At 55.7% G+C, this 16,777-nt stretch carries 17 protein-coding genes; 16 read left to right on the forward strand and 1 reads right to left on the reverse strand.

What is annotated here, in order from left to right:
• On the reverse strand, window positions 1-182 hold a 182-nt coding region (locus tag AXE65_RS14020), incomplete at its 3' end, for a hypothetical protein (RefSeq protein ID WP_204376534.1).
• A 107-nt stretch (window positions 183-289) separates the two neighbouring features.
• Here AXE65_RS14020 and rpsB point away from each other — a divergent pair.
• The 16 genes from rpsB to dinG all read left to right on the forward strand — a co-directional run bounded on the left by rpsB (window position 290) and on the right by dinG (window position 16,748).
• Window positions 290-1,027, forward strand: a complete 738-nt coding sequence (gene rpsB / locus AXE65_RS07080; RefSeq protein ID WP_068390075.1) for a 30S ribosomal protein S2 — start codon at window positions 290-292, stop codon at window positions 1,025-1,027.
• Between the two features lie 108 nt (window positions 1,028-1,135).
• Window positions 1,136-2,005 carry a translation elongation factor Ts gene (gene tsf / locus AXE65_RS07085; protein WP_068390077.1) on the forward strand — a complete coding sequence of 290 codons (870 nt, stop codon included), beginning with the start codon at window positions 1,136-1,138 and terminating at the stop codon, window positions 2,003-2,005.
• Window positions 2,006-2,072: 67 nt separating this feature from the next.
• The gene (gene pyrH, locus AXE65_RS07090; protein WP_068390080.1) at window positions 2,073-2,822 is read left to right on the forward strand and encodes a UMP kinase; all 750 of its coding nucleotides are present in this window, start codon (window positions 2,073-2,075) and stop codon (window positions 2,820-2,822) included.
• The gene (gene frr / locus AXE65_RS07095) at window positions 2,815-3,372 is read left to right on the forward strand and encodes a ribosome recycling factor (RefSeq protein WP_068390083.1); all 558 of its coding nucleotides are present in this window, start codon (window positions 2,815-2,817) and stop codon (window positions 3,370-3,372) included. The genes pyrH and frr overlap by 8 nt, the downstream gene beginning before the upstream one ends.
• 6 nt (window positions 3,373-3,378) lie before the next feature.
• Entirely contained in the window at window positions 3,379-4,122 is a 744-nt protein-coding gene (gene uppS, locus AXE65_RS07100; RefSeq protein ID WP_068390085.1) for a polyprenyl diphosphate synthase, read from the forward strand.
• Complete coding sequence (locus tag AXE65_RS07105; RefSeq protein WP_068390088.1) at window positions 4,119-4,958, forward strand: phosphatidate cytidylyltransferase; 840 nt, start codon at window positions 4,119-4,121, stop codon at window positions 4,956-4,958. The genes uppS and AXE65_RS07105 overlap by 4 nt, the downstream gene beginning before the upstream one ends.
• A 13-nt stretch (window positions 4,959-4,971) precedes the next feature.
• Window positions 4,972-6,156, forward strand: a complete 1,185-nt coding sequence (ispC, locus tag AXE65_RS07110; RefSeq protein WP_068390091.1) for a 1-deoxy-D-xylulose-5-phosphate reductoisomerase — start codon at window positions 4,972-4,974, stop codon at window positions 6,154-6,156.
• Window positions 6,153-7,514, forward strand: a complete 1,362-nt coding sequence (gene rseP / locus AXE65_RS07115) for an RIP metalloprotease RseP (protein WP_068390094.1) — start codon at window positions 6,153-6,155, stop codon at window positions 7,512-7,514. Before ispC ends, rseP begins: the two co-directional genes overlap by 4 nt.
• Before the next feature lie 43 nt (window positions 7,515-7,557).
• A complete protein-coding gene (bamA, locus tag AXE65_RS07120) occupies window positions 7,558-9,927 on the forward strand; it encodes an outer membrane protein assembly factor BamA (RefSeq protein WP_068390147.1) in 2,370 nt (789 codons plus the stop codon).
• Between the two features lie 33 nt (window positions 9,928-9,960).
• Entirely contained in the window at window positions 9,961-10,473 is a 513-nt protein-coding gene (locus tag AXE65_RS07125) for an OmpH/Skp family outer membrane protein (protein ID WP_068390097.1), read from the forward strand.
• 26 nt (window positions 10,474-10,499) lie between these two features.
• The gene (gene lpxD, locus AXE65_RS07130; RefSeq protein WP_068390100.1) at window positions 10,500-11,543 is read left to right on the forward strand and encodes a UDP-3-O-(3-hydroxymyristoyl)glucosamine N-acyltransferase; all 1,044 of its coding nucleotides are present in this window, start codon (window positions 10,500-10,502) and stop codon (window positions 11,541-11,543) included.
• A 111-nt stretch (window positions 11,544-11,654) separates the two neighbouring features.
• Window positions 11,655-12,101 (forward strand): 3-hydroxyacyl-ACP dehydratase FabZ, encoded by a 447-nt coding sequence (gene fabZ, locus AXE65_RS07135; protein WP_068390103.1) that lies wholly within the window; start codon window positions 11,655-11,657, stop codon window positions 12,099-12,101.
• Complete coding sequence (gene lpxA / locus AXE65_RS07140) at window positions 12,101-12,877, forward strand: acyl-ACP--UDP-N-acetylglucosamine O-acyltransferase (protein ID WP_068390106.1); 777 nt, start codon at window positions 12,101-12,103, stop codon at window positions 12,875-12,877. The genes fabZ and lpxA overlap by 1 nt, the downstream gene beginning before the upstream one ends.
• Window positions 12,874-14,004, forward strand: a complete 1,131-nt coding sequence (gene lpxB, locus AXE65_RS07145) for a lipid-A-disaccharide synthase (RefSeq protein ID WP_068390109.1) — start codon at window positions 12,874-12,876, stop codon at window positions 14,002-14,004. Before lpxA ends, lpxB begins: the two co-directional genes overlap by 4 nt.
• Complete coding sequence (rnhB, locus tag AXE65_RS07150) at window positions 14,004-14,600, forward strand: ribonuclease HII (protein WP_068390112.1); 597 nt, start codon at window positions 14,004-14,006, stop codon at window positions 14,598-14,600. Before lpxB ends, rnhB begins: the two co-directional genes overlap by 1 nt.
• A 30-nt stretch (window positions 14,601-14,630) precedes the next feature.
• A complete protein-coding gene (dinG, locus tag AXE65_RS07155) occupies window positions 14,631-16,748 on the forward strand; it encodes an ATP-dependent DNA helicase DinG (RefSeq protein WP_068390114.1) in 2,118 nt (705 codons plus the stop codon).
• The last annotated feature ends 29 nt before the right edge of the window (window positions 16,749-16,777 follow it).

The raw sequence follows: 16,777 nt of genomic DNA on the forward strand, positions 1-16,777 counted from the left end.
GCGTCCGTTTCATGACCACCTCCTCGGCGGTCAGTAAAACCGGACAGTTCATTTGCTACTGATGCGGACAGATTACTTATCACTGACAAAGAGGGGAAAACAACTGGCAAAACCTGTGCTTTTCTGCTATAAAGTGCACCGCTTTTGCGGCTCGCTCTTGGCGGTTGTATCAGCCAACTCAAACCACACATTCATCGACACGACTTTCTGGGTGCCGTGCATTTAACCAGTGCAAGGTGGAAAGCGGGATGGATGGAGGCCAAACCCAACCTTCTTAAGGAAGCATTAAATGTCTCAAGTCAGCATGCGCGATATGCTCAAGGCCGGTGTGCACTTCGGCCACCAAACCCGTTACTGGAACCCGAAAATGGCGCGTTACATTTTCGGTGCGCGCAATAAAATCCACATTATCAACCTCGAACAAACCCTGCCGATGTTTAACGAAGCACTGCGCTTTGTGGAAAAACTCGCCGCAGGCAAAAACAAAATCCTCTTTGTCGGCACCAAGCGTTCGGCCAGCAAACTGGTGACACAAGAAGCGCAGCGCTGTGGCATGCCCTATGTTGACCATCGCTGGCTGGGCGGCATGCTGACCAACTACAAAACCATTCGCGCCTCGATTAAGCGTCTGCGCGAACTGGAAGCCCAATCGCAAGACGGCACCTTCGACAAGCTGACCAAAAAAGAAGCACTGATGCGTAGCCGCGACCTCGCCAAGCTGGAGCGCAGTCTCGGCGGTATCAAAGATATGGGCGGCCTGCCGGATGCGCTGTTTGTCATTGACGTGGAACACGAACGTATTGCCATTAGTGAAGCGGGCAAGCTCGGCATTCCAGTGATTGGTATTGTCGATACCAACAGCAGCCCGGACGGTATCGATTATGTGATTCCCGGTAACGACGATGCCATCCGTGCCATTTCGCTGTACCTGTCCGCTGCCGCTGATGCCGTGCTGCGCGGGCAGAACCGTGACGGCCAGGCGGATGAATTTATCGAAGAAGCGCCGCTGGAAGCCACTGCCGGCTAATCCCTCTCCCCTACCCTTCTTCCGCAAACGGGAGAAGGGAGATAAAAGAGCCTCTCCCATCCATAAGAGGGGCGCTACTTTTTAGACCCATTTTTGGAGGATTTACCTATGGCAGAAGTCACTGCCGCACTGGTTAAGGAGCTGCGCGAGCGCACCGGCCAAGGCATGATGGAATGCAAAAAAGCACTGGTTGCCGCAAACGGCGACATCGAAAAAGCCATTGATGACATGCGTGCATCGGGTGCGATTAAAGCAGCGAAAAAAGCCGGTAATATCGCTGCCGAAGGCGCAATTGCCGTCAAACTGGAAGCTAACGGCCAAAGCGCAACCATGATTGAAGTCAACTCGCAGACCGACTTCCTCGCATTGCAAGATGATTTCAAACGCTTTGTCGCCGAAACCCTAGATGAAGCCGTTGCCAACAGCTTGACCGATGCCGCGCCGCTGATTGCAAGCCGCGAAAGCGCCCGTGAAGCGCTGGTTGCCAAATGCGGTGAAAACGTCAATATCCGCCGCTTGGTGCGAGTAGAAGGCGAAACGCTAGGCGCTTACCTGCACGGCCACCGCATTGGTGCGCTGGTTAGCCTTAAAGGCGGCAATGCCGAGCTTGCTCGCGATATTGCCATGCACGTTGCTGCCAGCAATCCGCAGTATTTGCAGCCTTCAGATGTGTCTGACGCCGCCATTGCCAAGGAAAAGGAAATTTTCTTAAGCCTTAACGCCGACAAAATCGCCGGCAAGCCGGAAAATATCGTCGAGAAAATGCTCGCCGGACGCATTACCAAGTTCCTTGCCGAAAGCTGCCTTATCCAGCAAGCCTTTATTAAAGAACCGGAAATCAACATCGGCGATTTGGCGAAAAAAGCCGGCGCGCAAGTGCTCTCGTTTGTTCGCTTTGAAGTCGGCGAAGGTATCGACAAAGGCGAAACCGACTTTGCCGCCGAAGTCGCCGCCCAAGTGGCTGCGGCTAAGCAGTAAGGTCTAAGCGCAACAAACAGAGGCTGCCCGTTTTGCGGTGCGGCCTCTTTTTTCGAGGATAAAAATGATGGCGCAACAGGCAGCCGGCAAGCAGGCACGTTATAAACGCATCCTGCTTAAACTCAGTGGTGAAGCACTGATGGGCACGGAAGACTTTGGCATCGACCCGAAAGTGCTCGACCGCATGGCGCTGGAAATCGGCCAACTGGTCGGCATCGGCGTGCAGGTGGGTTTGGTCATTGGCGGCGGCAATCTGTTTCGCGGCGCGGCGCTCTCGGCGGCCGGAATGGATCGCGTCACCGGCGACCATATGGGCATGCTCGCTACCGTGATGAACGCGCTCGCCATGCGTGATGCGCTGGAACGCTCGAATATCGCTGCGGTGGTGATGTCGGCCATTTCCATGCTGGGCGTGACCGAACATTACGACCGGCGCAAAGCCATGCGCCACTTAAACGGCGGCGAAGTGGTCATTTTTGCCGCCGGAACCGGCAATCCATTCTTTACTACCGATTCCGCCGCCTGTTTGCGCGGGATCGAAGTCGGCGCACAAATTGTGCTTAAAGCGACCAAGGTCGATGGCGTATATACCGGAGACCCGATGAAAGACCCCAGCGCCGAAAAATACAGCCGCTTAACCTACGATGAAGTGCTCACGCGCAAACTCGGCGTAATGGATTTAACCGCCATTTGCCTGTGCCGCGACCACCATATGCCGCTTCGGGTCTTTAATATGAACAAACCCGGCGCGCTGCTCTCTGTATTATTGGAAGGCAACGAAGGCACATTGATAGAAGAGGAACACCCTGATGATTGAGACCATCAAACAAGAGGCCAGCGTGCGCATGGGCAAAACCCTGGAAGCACTGGAACACGCCTTTGCCCGCATCCGCACCGGTCGCGCCAGCCCCGGCATTCTCGACGGCGTGATGGTTCCCGCTTACGGTGCGGAAACGCCGCTGCGCCAAGTCGCCAATGTGATTGTTGAAGATTCGCGCACACTGGCGCTGAATGTATTTGACCGCAGCCTGATTGGCGCGGTGGAAAAAGCCATTTTGACCTCGGACTTGGGACTTAACCCGGCAACCGCGGGTACGACGATCCGCGTACCCATGCCCGCGCTAACCGAAGAAACGCGCAAAGGCTACAGCAAACAAGCACGTAGCGAGGCCGAACACGCCCGCGTGGCGCTGCGCAATATTCGCCGTGATGCGCTGGCACAGGTTAAAGAACTCGCCAAAGCCAAAGAGATTGGCGAAGATCAAGAACGCCGCGCGGAAGCCGAAATGCAAAAACTGACCGACCGTTTTGTCGAAAGCGTAGAAAAAGCGCTGGCCGGCAAAGAACAAGACCTGATGGCCGTCTAATCCCGCATGAGCAAAGCCGCGCCTGCAACAGACCGTATACCGCAGCATATCGCCATTATCATGGACGGCAATAACCGCTGGGCCAAACAACGCCTGCTGCCCAGCATTGCCGGACACCGCGCCGGTATGGAATCGGTGCGCGCGGTGGTGAAAAGCTGCGCCGAGGCGGGCGTTGGCGTACTGACCCTGTTTGCTTTTTCCAGTGAAAACTGGCAGCGCCCGCCGAGTGAAGTCAAAGCCTTGATGGGGCTGTTTTTATCCGCGCTGCACCGCGAAGTGGACAAGCTGGAAGAAAACGACATTAGGCTACGCATCATTGGCGAACGCTCGCGTTTTTCACAAAAACTGCAAGACGAAATGCAGCGCGCCGAAGCCAAATGCGCAAGCGGCCAGCGCCTGCTGCTGCAAATCGCCGCCAACTACGGTGGGCAGTGGGACATCACCCAAGCCGCGCAGAGGCTTGCACAGCAAGTTAAAGAGGGCAGACTGCAAGTGGCCGACATCACGCCAGCGCGTTTCCAGCAACAACTGGCTACCGGCGATTTAGCGCCGCCGGATTTATGCATCCGCACCGGCGGCGAACGGCGCATCAGTAATTTTTTGCTATGGCAAATGGCCTACGCCGAACTCTATTTCTCCGACCTGCTCTGGCCGGATTTTGGCAAGCAGGCCATGCAGCAAGCGCTGGCCTGCTACGCCCGCCGCGAACGGCGCTTTGGCCGCACCAGTGAACAGGTCGCAAACTTATGAAGCAGCGCATCATTACCGGACTTATCTTGCTGCCACTGGCGTTTTGCGGATTTTTCTTGCTGGACGGCTGGCCGTTTGCGCTGTTTATAGGTCTGGTATGCATGCTGGCCGCCTTTGAATGGGCAAAGCTCGCTGGCATCAACAATGCCATCGGCCAAGGCATTTACGCCATGCTGGTGGTATTGCTGATGATGGGGCTGTACCTGCAACCTCATCTGTACGGTGTAGATAGCTGGCAATGGAGGCTGCCCATACTCATTGGCCTTATCTGGTGGCTTCTCGCCTTGCTGCTGGTACTGCTCTACCCAAGCAGCCGCGTACTGATAGGCGGAAAAATACAGCGCTTGCTGATAGGGCTGTTTATCCTGCTGCCGGCATGGGTAGCACTGCTCGTGCTTAAAGGTCTTTCCGATAAAACCCATTTAATTGCTTGGCTGCTGGCACTGATTTGGCTGGCCGATAGCGGCGCTTATTTTGTCGGCCGCCGCTTTGGCAAACACAAACTGCTGCCCGCCGTTAGTCCGGGTAAAAGCTGGGAAGGACTGGCCGGCGGGATGCTGATTGCGCTATTGCCGGTCTTAGGCTATGGCCTTTATCTGCAGCTTTCCTTTGCCCTTATCGCAAGGGGCCTGCTGATAGCCGCTCTGCTAGTGCTGGTCTCCATCTTGGGCGATTTAACCGAAAGCCTGTTTAAGCGCGAAGCGGGGGTTAAAGACAGCGGCAAGCTGCTGCCCGGCCACGGCGGTATTCTCGACCGTATCGACAGCTTAACCGCCGCCGCGCCAGTATTTATCTTCTTGATAATCTGGTTTGGCCCGAGCTTGTTCTACCCATGAACCTGTTTTTCTAATGCGCAAACAGCAAATCGCCATTTTGGGCGCGACCGGCTCCATTGGTCGCAGCACGCTGGATGTGCTGACAAGGCATCCTGAGCGCTATCAAGTGTTTGCGCTAAGTGGTTTTTCACGTCTAGACGAACTCGCCAAGCTGTGCCTTAAGCACAGACCACGCCATGCCGTGGTCGCGAACGAGGCAGACGCACAAAGCCTTCGCCAGACCTTGCGCGAAGCGGGCATTGCTTGCGAAGTCGAAAGCGGCATGCAGGCGCTGCAAGACATGGCAAGCCAGCCTGCGGTCGATACGGTGATGGCCTCCATCGTCGGCGCGGCAGGGCTTTTGCCCACGCTCGCCGCCGTTAAAGCCGGTAAAAAAGTGCTGCTCGCCAATAAAGAAGCCTTGGTGATGTGCGGCGACTTGCTGATGCAAACACTCAGCGAAAGCGGCGCTACACTGCTGCCGATTGACAGCGAGCACAACGCCATCTTTCAGTGCCTGCCGCCCTCCCCCGCACGAAATCTGGCCGCGTGCGGGGTGCGCCGCATTCTTTTAACCGCTTCCGGCGGGCCGTTTTTGCATCTGCCGATCGAGCAACTGGCACAGGTCACACCCGAACAAGCCATTTGCCATCCCAACTGGTCGATGGGACGCAAAATCTCGGTGGATTCCGCCAGCATGATGAACAAGGGCCTGGAACTGATTGAAGCCTGTCACCTGTTTGCCGCAAAGCCCAGCCAAGTGGAAGTCGTTATCCACCCGCAGAGCGTGGTTCATTCGCTGGTGGACTATATCGACGGCTCGGTTCTCGCGCAGCTTGGCAACCCTGATATGCGTACACCGATTGCCCAAGCGCTGGCTTTTCCCGAACGCATCGAATCCGGCGTTGCCGCGCTGGATTTATTGCAAATCAAAAGGCTCGACTTTTATCCGCCGGACAGCACGCGCTTTCCCTGTCTTACCCTGGCGCGGCACGCCATTGAAGCGGGCGGCACGGCTCCAGCGCTACTTAACGGCGCCAATGAAGTCGCCGTTGAGGCGTTTTTGCGCGGGCGTATTGGCTTTACCGCAATTGCCACTATCATCGAGCAAGTGTTACAACATGAGCCTGCCTGCGCGGTAAAAGAGTTAGAAACCGTGCTGCAAGCCGATCAACGCGCCCGCCTGTGCGCGCAAAAGCAAATCGAGGGATTGCCATGACTGGCGGTTTATATATGGTGCTTGGCCTGTTGGTTGCGCTGGGCATCTTGATTACTTTTCATGAATTCGGCCATTTTTGGGTCGCGCGACGCTGTGGCGTTAAAGTGCTGCGCTTTTCCATAGGCTTCGGCCCACCACTGATACGCTGGCACGATAAGCAAGGCACCGAATTTGTGATCGCCGCCCTGCCGCTGGGCGGCTACGTCAAAATGCTCGATGAGCGCGAAGGAAGCGTACCCGAAGGGCAATTAGAGCAAGCCTTTAACCGCAAATCGGTTAAACAGCGCATGGCCATAGTTGCCGCCGGACCGCTCGCCAATTTTCTGCTGGCGCTGGTGTTTTTCTGGATACTCGCCATGCTCGGCAGCACACAGGTGCGCCCGCTGATTGGCAGCGTCGAACCGGATAGCATCGCCGCCGCGGCAGGGCTTGCCGAAGGGCAGGAAATTACCGCTATCGACGGCCAGCCAACTTCGGGCTGGAATGCCGTACATATGGCGCTCATCCGCCGCTTGGGTGAAAGCGGCACGCTTGATGTGACCGTGCGCGAACCAGGCAGCACCCTCGAACAAACCCATGCACTGGCGCTGCAAAACTGGCAACGTGGCGTTGCCGAACCCGACCTGCTGGGCAGCCTTGGCCTTCACCCGTGGCGACCAACACTGCCGCCACTGCTCGCCCAACTTGACCCGCAAGGTCCTGCGCAAGCAGCAGGGCTACGCGAGGGTGACTTATTGCTCGAACTTAACGGCGAACCCATCGAAAACTGGCAAACACTGGTCAAGCAGCTACGGCAAAAACCGGATGAACCAATAAGACTGGCCTTTGAGCGAGATGGCAAGCGCCAAGAACTTGGCTTGATACTGTCTTCGCGTACGCAAGGTTCAGTCACTACTGGCTACCTGGGCGCTGGGGTAGCCGCCCCCGTTTGGCCGGATAACATGCTGCGTACCTTAGGTTTTAACCCGCTTGAGGCGCTGCCCGAAGCGGTTAAAAGAACCTGGGCGATGAGCGCACTCACGCTCGATTCGCTGAAAAAGATGCTGCTTGGGCAGCTTTCGGTAAAAAACTTGAGTGGGCCGATAACCATTGCTAAAGTGGCGGGCACTTCGGCGCAGTCCGGGTTTGGCGATTTTTTGAATTTTCTCGCCTATTTAAGTATTAGCCTTGGGGTGTTGAATCTTTTACCCATACCGGTGCTGGATGGAGGACATTTGTTCTTCTACCTGACTGAATGGGTGCGTGGTCGTCCGGTTTCTGAGCGTATCCAGGGGCTTGGCATGCAAATCGGCATCGCCTTGGTGTTGGGGGTCATGCTATTGGCCGTTATTAACGATTTGGGAAGACTATTCGGTTAGTCGCATGACCAAAGAACATCCACCTGAAAACAACAGGGGCTTTATGAAACCATTGCTGCCATCTCTGCTGCTAAGTGCCGCCACGCTGCTTGCAGCCGTTTCGGCAAATGCCGAATCCTTTACCCTTTCTGATATTAGAGTTAATGGTTTACAGCGGGTTTCTGCGGGTAGCGTATTTGCGGCACTGCCGCTTGATGTTGGCAGTCAAGTCGATGACAAAGCGCTCGCCGAAGCCTCCCGCGCACTGTTTAAAACCGGTTTTTTTGAGAACATTGAATTGGGGCGTGATGGCAATGTGCTGGTCATTACCCTGACCGAACGCCCGACCATTTCCAGTATCGTGCTCTCTGGCAACAAAGCCATTAAAAGCGAAGACTTACTTAAAGGTCTGGCGCAAGCAGGGCTTTCCGAAGGCGAGATTTTTCAGCGCGCGACCTTGGAAGGCTTGCGTAACGAGTTGCAACGCCAATATGTGGCGCAAGGACGCTATTCGGCTGAAGTGCAGACCGAGGTCGTCACCCAGCCACGCAATCGCGTAACGCTTAAGGTCAATATCAAAGAAGGCAGCGTTGCCAATATTGTGCATATCAACGTGGTCGGTAATAACGCCTTCCCTACCGATGATTTGGTTGACCTGTTTGAATTAAAAACCACCAACTGGCTGTCGTTTTTTCGCAATGACGATAAATATTCACGCGAAAAACTGTCCGGCGACCTGGAGCGGCTGCGCTCTTATTACCTCGACCGCGGCTATATCCATATGGATATCCGTTCGACCCAGGTTTCCATCTCGCCGGATAAAAAGAACGTCTATATCACCGTTAATATCGAAGAAGGCGAGCAGTTTCATATCAGCGAAGTCAAACTCGCCGGTGATTTAAAACTCCCCGAAGAAGAACTGCGCAAATTATTGTTAGTGCAACCCGGGCAGATTTTCTCGCGCCAGGTCATGACGCTTAGCAGCGACCTGATTACCCGCCGCCTGGGCAATGAAGGCTACACCTTTGCCAATGTTAGCGGCATGCCGCTAACCGACGATAACGCCAAAACCGTTGCACTGACTTTTTATGTAGAACCCGGCAAACGTGCCTACGTCAGCCGCATTAACTTTCGCGGCAACACCAAAACCGCCGATGAAGTATTGCGCCGCGAAATGCGCCAGATGGAAGGCGGCTGGGCTTCGACTTACCTGATCGACCAATCCAAACTGCGCCTGGAGCGCTTGGGCTTTTTTAAAGAAGTCAATGTGGAAACCGTACCGGTGCCGGGTACCGATGACCAGGTCGATGTCAACTACACGGTCGAAGAACAACCTTCCGGTTCCATTTCCGCCAGCATCGGCTATGCACAAAACGCCGGGCTTATCTTGGGTGGCTCGCTCAGCCAGAGCAACTTTTTAGGCAGCGGCAACCGCGTCAGCATCGGCCTTACCCGCAGTGAATACCAACAGCGCTACAGTTTTTCCTTTGTTGACCCGTACTGGACGATTGACGGGGTCAGCCTCGGTTATAACATGTTCTACCGCAGCACCGATTACGACAAGCTCAATGTCGATGTCTCCAGCTACTCGGTGGACAGCTACGGCGGCGGCTTGACCTTTGGCTACCCGATCAGCGAGACGGCGAATCTGTCCTTTGGCCTTTCCGCACAGCAAGATAAGATCAAAACCGGTCGCTACACGGTCGATGAAATTTTCGACTTTACCGATAAAGAAGGCAAACAATACCTGAACTACAAAGCCTCAGCAGGCTGGGCCGAGTCCACCCTAAACCGTGGCGTGTTCGCCAACCGCGGCCATGCGCAGAGTCTGGTACTGGATGTCGCCCTGCCCGGCAGCGATTTAACCTTCTATAAACTCAACTACCGCGCCCAGCTTTTCACCGGCCTGACCACCCGCACCGCACTGCGCTGGCATGGTGAAATCGGCTACGCCGATGCTTACGGATCCACCCATAAACTGCCGTTCTATGAGCATTACTACGCCGGTGGCTTTGGCTCGGTACGCGCCTTTAAGGACGACACACTGGGGCCGCGCAGCACGCCCAGCAGCGGCACAAGACCCGGCACGCTGAGAGACCCCGACCAGGATCGCCTGCCGTTTGGTGGCAACCTGTTGATTCAAGGCGGGGTGGAATACCTGTTCCCACTGCCTTTTATCAAAGACCAAAGGCAACTGCGCAGCGTATTGTTCTGGGATCTGGGCAATGTGTTTGATACCAACTGCTCATCGGTGCAAAAGAAACAAAGCCCTGCCTGCAAGGTTAATTTCAGCAATATGGCAAGCTCGGTCGGTATCGGCGTCACCTGGATTACCGCCATGGGGCCGATTAGTTTCAGTGTCGGCACCCCGATCAAAAAGCCGGACGATTCCGAAACACAAATATTCCAATTCTCCCTTGGACAAACCTTCTAAGCTTTCTAAATTTTTATGGACAGGAGTGATCTCGTGCGCAACTTTTCCCGTATTGCTTTATTGACCGCTTCACTGCTGGCACCTTTAGCGCCTGCTGTCGCTGATGAATTTAAAATTGCGGTACTCGATTACCAACAGGCACTTTTGGAAAGTGATGCGGCCAAACGTTATGCGGTGGACTCCGAAAAACGCTTTGGCCCGCAGCTTGAAAAACTCAAAAAACTGGAAAGTGAAGCCGAGCGTCTGCAAAAACGCTTGGTCAATGAGGGTGATAAATTAACCCAAGCCGACCGCGAGCGCCTTGACTTGGAATTTCGCCAAAAAGCGCGTGACCTGCAAACGCAAACCAATGAGTTAAACCAAGCCAAGGCGTTATCCGACCGCGAGGTACTGGAAAAATTACGACCCAACCTTAATAAAGCCGTCGAAGAGGTCATTAAAAAAGGCGGCTATGACTTGGTACTCGACCGCGCCGCCCTGGTTGACCTTAAGCCCTCCTTGGACATTACCAAGCAAGTGATTGAGCGGATGAACCAATTAAAATAAGGTCTTTTAAGCAGTAGCTCTTTTCCATGCCGAACCGTTCCTTCACCTTGGCACAACTCGCCACACAACTTAACGCAACCTTGTGTGGTGACCCGCACATTCTGGTCAGTGGCCTTGCCAGTTTGGACAAGGCAGGCGCTGACCAGATCAGTTTTCTGGCGCAGCCCAAATACCGTCATCAACTGGCTATAACAAAGGCCGCCGCCGTACTGGTCAAGCCAGAGGAGGCCGAAAACTGCCCCTGCCCCGCCCTGCTGGTAAATGACCCTTATTTGGCTTTTGCCCGCGTTTCCAAGCTGTTTGACAACAAGCCTGTACTGCCCGGCGGCATTCACCCGAGCGCACTGATTGCACAAGATGCGCAAGTAGCGGGCAGTGCGCGTATTGGCGCTTATGCGGTGATAGCCAGCGGCGCAGTGATTGGCGAAAACGTGCATATCGGCGCACATGGCTTTATCGGCGAAAACTGCCAAATTGGCGCGGACGGCTGGCTGGCTCCACGGGTCACGCTGTATCACAATGTGCGCATTGGCCAGCGCGTGGTGATTCAATCCGGCGCGGTGATCGGCGGCGAAGGCTTTGGCTTTGCCCGTGATGAACAAAACCACTGGCAGAAAATTGCCCAACTGGGCGGCGTTTTAATCGGTGATGATGTCGAAATTGGTGCCAATACCTGCATTGACCGCGGTGCACTGTCCGATACCAAAATTGGCAACGGGGTCAAACTCGACAATCAAATCATGATTGCGCACAACGTCGAGATTGGCGAACACACGGCAATGGCCGCCTGCTGCGGTATTTCCGGCAGCAGCAAAATTGGCCGTCACTGTATGCTGGCCGGTGGCGTGGGTTTGGTCGGGCATATTGAGATTTGCGATAACGTCTTTATCAGCGGCATGACCATGGTCACTCATTCAATAAAAACGCCCGGTAGTTATTCCTCGGGAACCGCCATGCAACGCATGGATAAATGGAAGCGTACTGCCGCGCGTCTGCGCACCCTCGATGATATGGCCAAACGCCTCGCTTATTTAGAAAAACAATCGGGGTCTGCCAATCAATCGTCCTAAAACCCCGCCCGATTTTAGATCGCACAAAACACAGCGATATTGGACTGCAAGGCAGTTCTTAAATATCTATAAGGCATCTGCCTTTTATTTAAAACCGTAAGGCCACAAGCTATGATGGATGTCACCCAAATACGAAAATACCTGCCGCACCGTTACCCGTTTTTGTTAATCGACCGGGTGATTGAGCTGGATATAAGCGGGCAGGACAAGCGCATTTGCGCCTACAAAAACGTATCCGTAAATGAGCCTTTTTTTAACGGCCACTTTCCCGACCATCCGATTATGCCGGGCGTATTGATTGTCGAGGCAATGGCACAATCAGCCGGTATTTTGGGCTTTAAAATGCTCGATACCACGCCTGCCGATGGCACTCTCTATTACTTTGTCGGCTCGGACAAACTGCGTCTGCGCCAGCCGGTCGTACCAGGCGATAAGCTGATGCTGGAGGCGCACTTTTTAAGTGCCAAACGCAGCATCTGGAAATTTGCCTGCAACGCCCGCGTCGATGGCAAGGAAGTCTGTTCGGCAGAAATCACCTGTGCGGAACGCAAACTCTAATGAGCAAAATCGATCCACGAGCTGTTATCGACCCCGCCGCGCAACTGGCGGATGACGTAGAAGTCGGGCCGTTTTCCATTATCGGCGCGGACGTTGAAATCGGTGAGGGCTGCGTTATCGGCCCGCATGTCGTACTCAAAGGTCCGAGCAAAATCGGTAAAAACAACCGTATTTTTCAGTTCGCGACGGTAGGCGAAGATACGCCGGACATGAAATACAAGGGCGAACCCACGCGCCTTGTCATCGGCGATAACAACATCATCCGCGAAGGCGTCACCATCCACCGCGGCACGGTGCAAGACCGCAGCGAAACCACTATCGGCAACCACAACCTGATGATGGCCTATGTACATATCGGGCATGACAGCGTAGTCGGCGACCACTGCATCTTTGTCAATAACTGCGGCCTCGCCGGACACGTGCATGTCGGTGATTGGGCGGTATTGTCCGGCTACAGTCTGGTGCATCAGTTCTGCCATATCGGCGCACACAGCTATCTGGCAATGGGTAGCGCAACCGGCAAAGACCTGCCTGCCTTTGTCACCGCTTACGGCAATCCGGCCTGCGCGCGCAGCATCAACTTTGAAGGTCTGCGCCGCCGTGGTTTTAGCCAAGAAAGCATACTGGCGCTGCGCCGTGCCTATAAACAGGTCTACCGCAGCACCTTAACCGTTGCCGAGGCGCTGGAGAGTCTCAGCGAACTGGCAAGCCAGTCGCCAGAAGTCGCGCTGTTTTGCGACTCCATCAAAAGCAGCACGCGCGGCATTGTCCGTTGAGCAAGCCGCTGCATATTGCACTAGTCGCCGGGGAAGCCTCTGGCGACCTGCTGGGCGCGGATTTAATGCAAGCGCTCAAGCAGCGTCACCCGCATATCCGTTTTAGCGGCGTAGGCGGCAGCAAGATGCAGGCGGCGGGGCTTACCAGCGCTTTCCCGATGGAGCGCCTGGCCGTTATGGGTTTGACCGAAGTGCTGGGCAGAGTGCCGGAACTTCTCTGGCGACGCAGCCAACTGGTCAAAAACCTGCTGGCCGATAAACCGGATCGGTTTATCGGAATCGACGCGCCAGAATTTAATCTTGGCCTTGAGCTAAAACTGCGCCAAGCGGGGATTAAAACCGCGCACTACGTCAGCCCCTCGGTTTGGGCTTGGCGGCGCGGGCGGATTAAAAAAATCCGCGCCGCCTGCGACCTGATGCTCTGCCTGTTCCCGTTTGAGCAAGACTTTTACCGAGAAAACGGGGTGCCGGTGCGCTTTGTCGGCCATCCACTGGCCGATAGCTTGCAGCCGCAGGATAAAGCGAGCGCCCGCACGGCCTTAGCTTTGCCAGTCGATACACCGCTGGTTACGCTGATGCCCGGCAGTCGAGGCGGCGAAGTTAAGCGCCTTGGTGCGCTGTTTTTGGATGCCGCCGAAAGGCTGCTTCGCGAAAAACCCAACCTGCATTTTCTGCTGCCCTGCGCAAGCGCCGCGCGGCGCGCGCAAATCGAACGATTACTGACCAACCGCAAGCTGCCGCTGACCTTACTGGACGGCGGGGCGCCGCTCGCGCTTGCCGCCTGTGATGCCGTGTTGATTGCCTCCGGCACCGCCACTTTGGAAGCGCTACTGCAACAAAGACCGATGGTGGTCGCCTATAAGCTATCCGCACCTACCTTTCGCATTGCCCGTCACTTGGTCAAAAGCCGCTGGTTCGCCTTGCCCAACCTGCTCGCCTCGCGTGCTTTGGTGCCGGAATTGATACAAGATGCCGCCACCCCCGAAGCTTTGGCCACAGCACTGTTGCCACTATTAGATGATGGCAGCGCACAAACCGGTGAATTTGCCCTGATCGCAGGCAGTTTGCGGCAAAACGCCTCGGCACAAGCCGCCGATGCCGTGCTGCAAGGACTTAAAGGCGACTGATGCAACAGATGCTGACTTTCCCCGAGGCCGAAGCCTTGCTAACGGCAGGCGTGGATGAAGCCGGGCGCGGCCCGCTATTTGGCGCGGTATTTGCCGCCGCCGTTATCCTTAATCCCAAGCAGCCGATTGACGGCCTTAACGACTCCAAAAAATTAAGCGAAAAACGCCGCGAGCAGCTTTTTATCGAGATAAAAGCCAAGGCGCTGGCCTTTTCTATCGCCCGTGCTGAAGCCGCCGAAATCGACCGCTTAAATATCCTGCACGCCAGCCTGCTCGCCATGCAGCGGGCGGTAGAAGGGCTTGCTATTCGCCCCGAACAGGTTTTAGTGGACGGTAACCGTTGTCCCAAACTCGCCCTGCCCTGCCAGGCCATAGTCGGCGGTGACGGCACAGTCGCCGCGATTGCTGCCGCCTCAATACTCGCCAAAGTCAGCCGCGACCATGAAATGCAGGCGTTAGACGAACGCTACCCCGGCTATGGTCTGGCCGCGCACAAGGGCTACCCGACCCGCGCCCACTTGGCAGCGCTCGCCCGTCTTGGCGCAACCGACCAGCACCGCCGCTCGTTTGCACCGGTTCGCGCGGCGCTCGGGTAGACTAACGGCTTTTATTGCCGCTCTAACCTGATGCTAAGCGAAGCGCTTAAAGCGCAAATCCAAACCGCCTATTCGCGCTTTCTCGAAGCTAAAGGCTTTAAGCCGCGCTACGGGCAGCGCCTGATGATTGCCGAAGCCGCCAAAGTATTGGGGGCTATCGAGCAGGACGAACAGGGCATGCGCATCAGCGCCGATACCGTCGTCGCCATCGAAGCGGGTACCGGCGTTGGCAAAACGGTCGCCTATAGCCTCGCGCTTATCCCGCTTGCCAAAGCCACCGATAAACGGCTGGTGATTGCCACCGCAACCGTGGCGCTGCAAGAGCAAATCCTCTACCGCGACCTGCCCGATGTGCAGCAAAACAGCGGCCTTAACTTTAGCTTTGCGATTGCCAAAGGACGCAGGCGCTATCTCTGTGTCGCGCGCCTTGCCAGCTTGCTGGCCGAAGGCAAAGAACAGAACCAAACGGCTGAACTGTTTGCCGAAGAAGGCTTTTCCATCGAGCTTGACAGTGATCTGCTCGCCCTCTACAAGCGCCTGCAAAGCCAGCTTGAAAGCGGCGCTTGGGATGGCGACCGCGACCGTTTGCCAGAACCGCTCAATGAACATGATTGGGCGCGCTTGTCGGTAGATCACCACCAATGTGCCAAACGCCGCTGCGCCTACATTGGGCACTGCCCGTTCTACCTGGCGAAGGAAGCGGCGGAAAAAGTCGATGTCATCGTCACCAATCACGATTTGCTACTGGCCGACCTCGCCTTGGGTGGCGGTGTGGTGTTGCCCGCCCCGGCGGACAGCCTCTATGTATTCGATGAAGCTCATCATCTGGCGGACAAAGCCATCAGCCACTTTGCCCACAAAAGTCGTCTACACGCGACGCAAAGCTGGCTTTTGCAGACGGAAAAAACACTCGCCAAGCTACTTGCGCAAAATCCCTCACAAGGTGAAACGGCCAAGACCTTGATGGAAATGGCCGAACAAGCGCGTGAGCTGCGCAACAAACAGCAAGACATGCAAAAACTTTGCGAGCAATTGGCCGAATTTGATGACAGCCGCCAGCTGGTTCAGCGCTTTGCGGCGGGGAAAATCCCCGAACCTTTACGCGAGGCCGGGCTTTTGCTAGGTCAAGGCTTTACCGCATTACAGCAGCGCCTGGAAGGCTTTGTCGAACGCTTAAAAGACGTACTGGACGGCGAAAATCGCGCCTCTCTTTCACGCCAACAGGCCGAACTTTGGTATCCACTCTTTGGCAGCTTGCAAGCGCGCGCGGCGGAAAATCTTGCCCTGTGGCAAGCCTTTTGTGCCCAAGATCAAGCAGGCGAGCCGCCCACCGCGCGCTGGCTCGCACTGGTCGAAACCGATGATATTGAAGTCAACGCCAGCCCGATTTTGGCCGCACCTACTTTGCGCCGTAATTTGTGGCAACGCGCCTACGGCGCGCTATTGACTTCAGCGACCTTAACCGCCTTGGGTCGCTTTGACCGACTGCGCACGCGTGCTGGATTGCCGGACAATACCCACTGCCAAGTCGTCCCCAGCCCGTTTGACTACGCCAAAGCCGGACTGCTGCGCGTACCCGACCTAAAAGCCGATCCCAGCGACAACGCCGCACACAGCGCCGCCATCAGCAGCGTCTTGCCTGAACTTCTGGCAGGCAGCCAAGGCAGCTTGGTGCTGTTTTCTTCACGCCGGCAAATGCAAGAAGTGTTTGCCGCATTACCCGACGAATTAGCCGAACGCATTTTGCGCCAAGGCGAGCATTCCAAACAAAAAACGCTGCAAATCCACCGCGAACGCATTGAAAAAGGCCAGCCCAGCATTCTGTTTGGCCTTGCCAGCTTTGCCGAAGGCATTGACTTGCCGGGGGCGCTCTGTGAACAGGTCGTGATTGCCAAAATTCCCTTTGCCGTGCCGGATGAACCGGTTGAAGCCACCCTCGCCGAATGGATAAAAGCCAGCGGCGGCAACCCGTTTATGCAAATCAGCGTACCCGATGCCTCGCTCAAACTGATCCAAGCCTGTGGCCGTCTGATACGCAGCGAAAACGACCGTGGCACCATCACCGTGCTCGACCGCCGCCTGCTCACCCGCCCCTACGGCAAAGCCATTCTCGAATCACTGCCGCCCTTTCGCCGCGAACTGGGCTAGTCGCTTGCGAAAGAGGTCGAGAGGGCAAG

Source organism: Ventosimonas gracilis (assembly GCF_001580025.1).
GTDB classification, from domain to species: domain Bacteria; phylum Pseudomonadota; class Gammaproteobacteria; order Pseudomonadales; family Pseudomonadaceae; genus Ventosimonas; species Ventosimonas gracilis.

Excerpts from the sequence above, each read along its gene's own strand:
- rpsB (WP_068390075.1), top strand. The coding sequence starts at position 290 with ATGTCTCAAGTCAGCATGCGCGATATGCTCAAGGCCGGTGTGCACTTC.
- tsf (WP_068390077.1), top strand. The coding sequence starts at position 1,136 with ATGGCAGAAGTCACTGCCGCACTGGTTAAGGAGCTGCGCGAGCGCACC.
- pyrH (WP_068390080.1), top strand. The coding sequence starts at position 2,073 with ATGGCGCAACAGGCAGCCGGCAAGCAGGCACGTTATAAACGCATCCTG.
- frr (WP_068390083.1), top strand. The coding sequence starts at position 2,815 with ATGATTGAGACCATCAAACAAGAGGCCAGCGTGCGCATGGGCAAAACC.
- uppS (WP_068390085.1), top strand. The coding sequence starts at position 3,379 with ATGAGCAAAGCCGCGCCTGCAACAGACCGTATACCGCAGCATATCGCC.
- AXE65_RS07105 (WP_068390088.1), top strand. The coding sequence starts at position 4,119 with ATGAAGCAGCGCATCATTACCGGACTTATCTTGCTGCCACTGGCGTTT.
- ispC (WP_068390091.1), top strand. The coding sequence starts at position 4,972 with ATGCGCAAACAGCAAATCGCCATTTTGGGCGCGACCGGCTCCATTGGT.
- rseP (WP_068390094.1), top strand. The coding sequence starts at position 6,153 with ATGACTGGCGGTTTATATATGGTGCTTGGCCTGTTGGTTGCGCTGGGC.
- bamA (WP_068390147.1), top strand. The coding sequence starts at position 7,558 with ATGAAACCATTGCTGCCATCTCTGCTGCTAAGTGCCGCCACGCTGCTT.
- lpxD (WP_068390100.1), top strand. The coding sequence starts at position 10,500 with ATGCCGAACCGTTCCTTCACCTTGGCACAACTCGCCACACAACTTAAC.
- fabZ (WP_068390103.1), top strand. The coding sequence starts at position 11,655 with ATGATGGATGTCACCCAAATACGAAAATACCTGCCGCACCGTTACCCG.
- lpxA (WP_068390106.1), top strand. The coding sequence starts at position 12,101 with ATGAGCAAAATCGATCCACGAGCTGTTATCGACCCCGCCGCGCAACTG.
- rnhB (WP_068390112.1), top strand. The coding sequence starts at position 14,004 with ATGCAACAGATGCTGACTTTCCCCGAGGCCGAAGCCTTGCTAACGGCA.
- dinG (WP_068390114.1), top strand. The coding sequence starts at position 14,631 with ATGCTAAGCGAAGCGCTTAAAGCGCAAATCCAAACCGCCTATTCGCGC.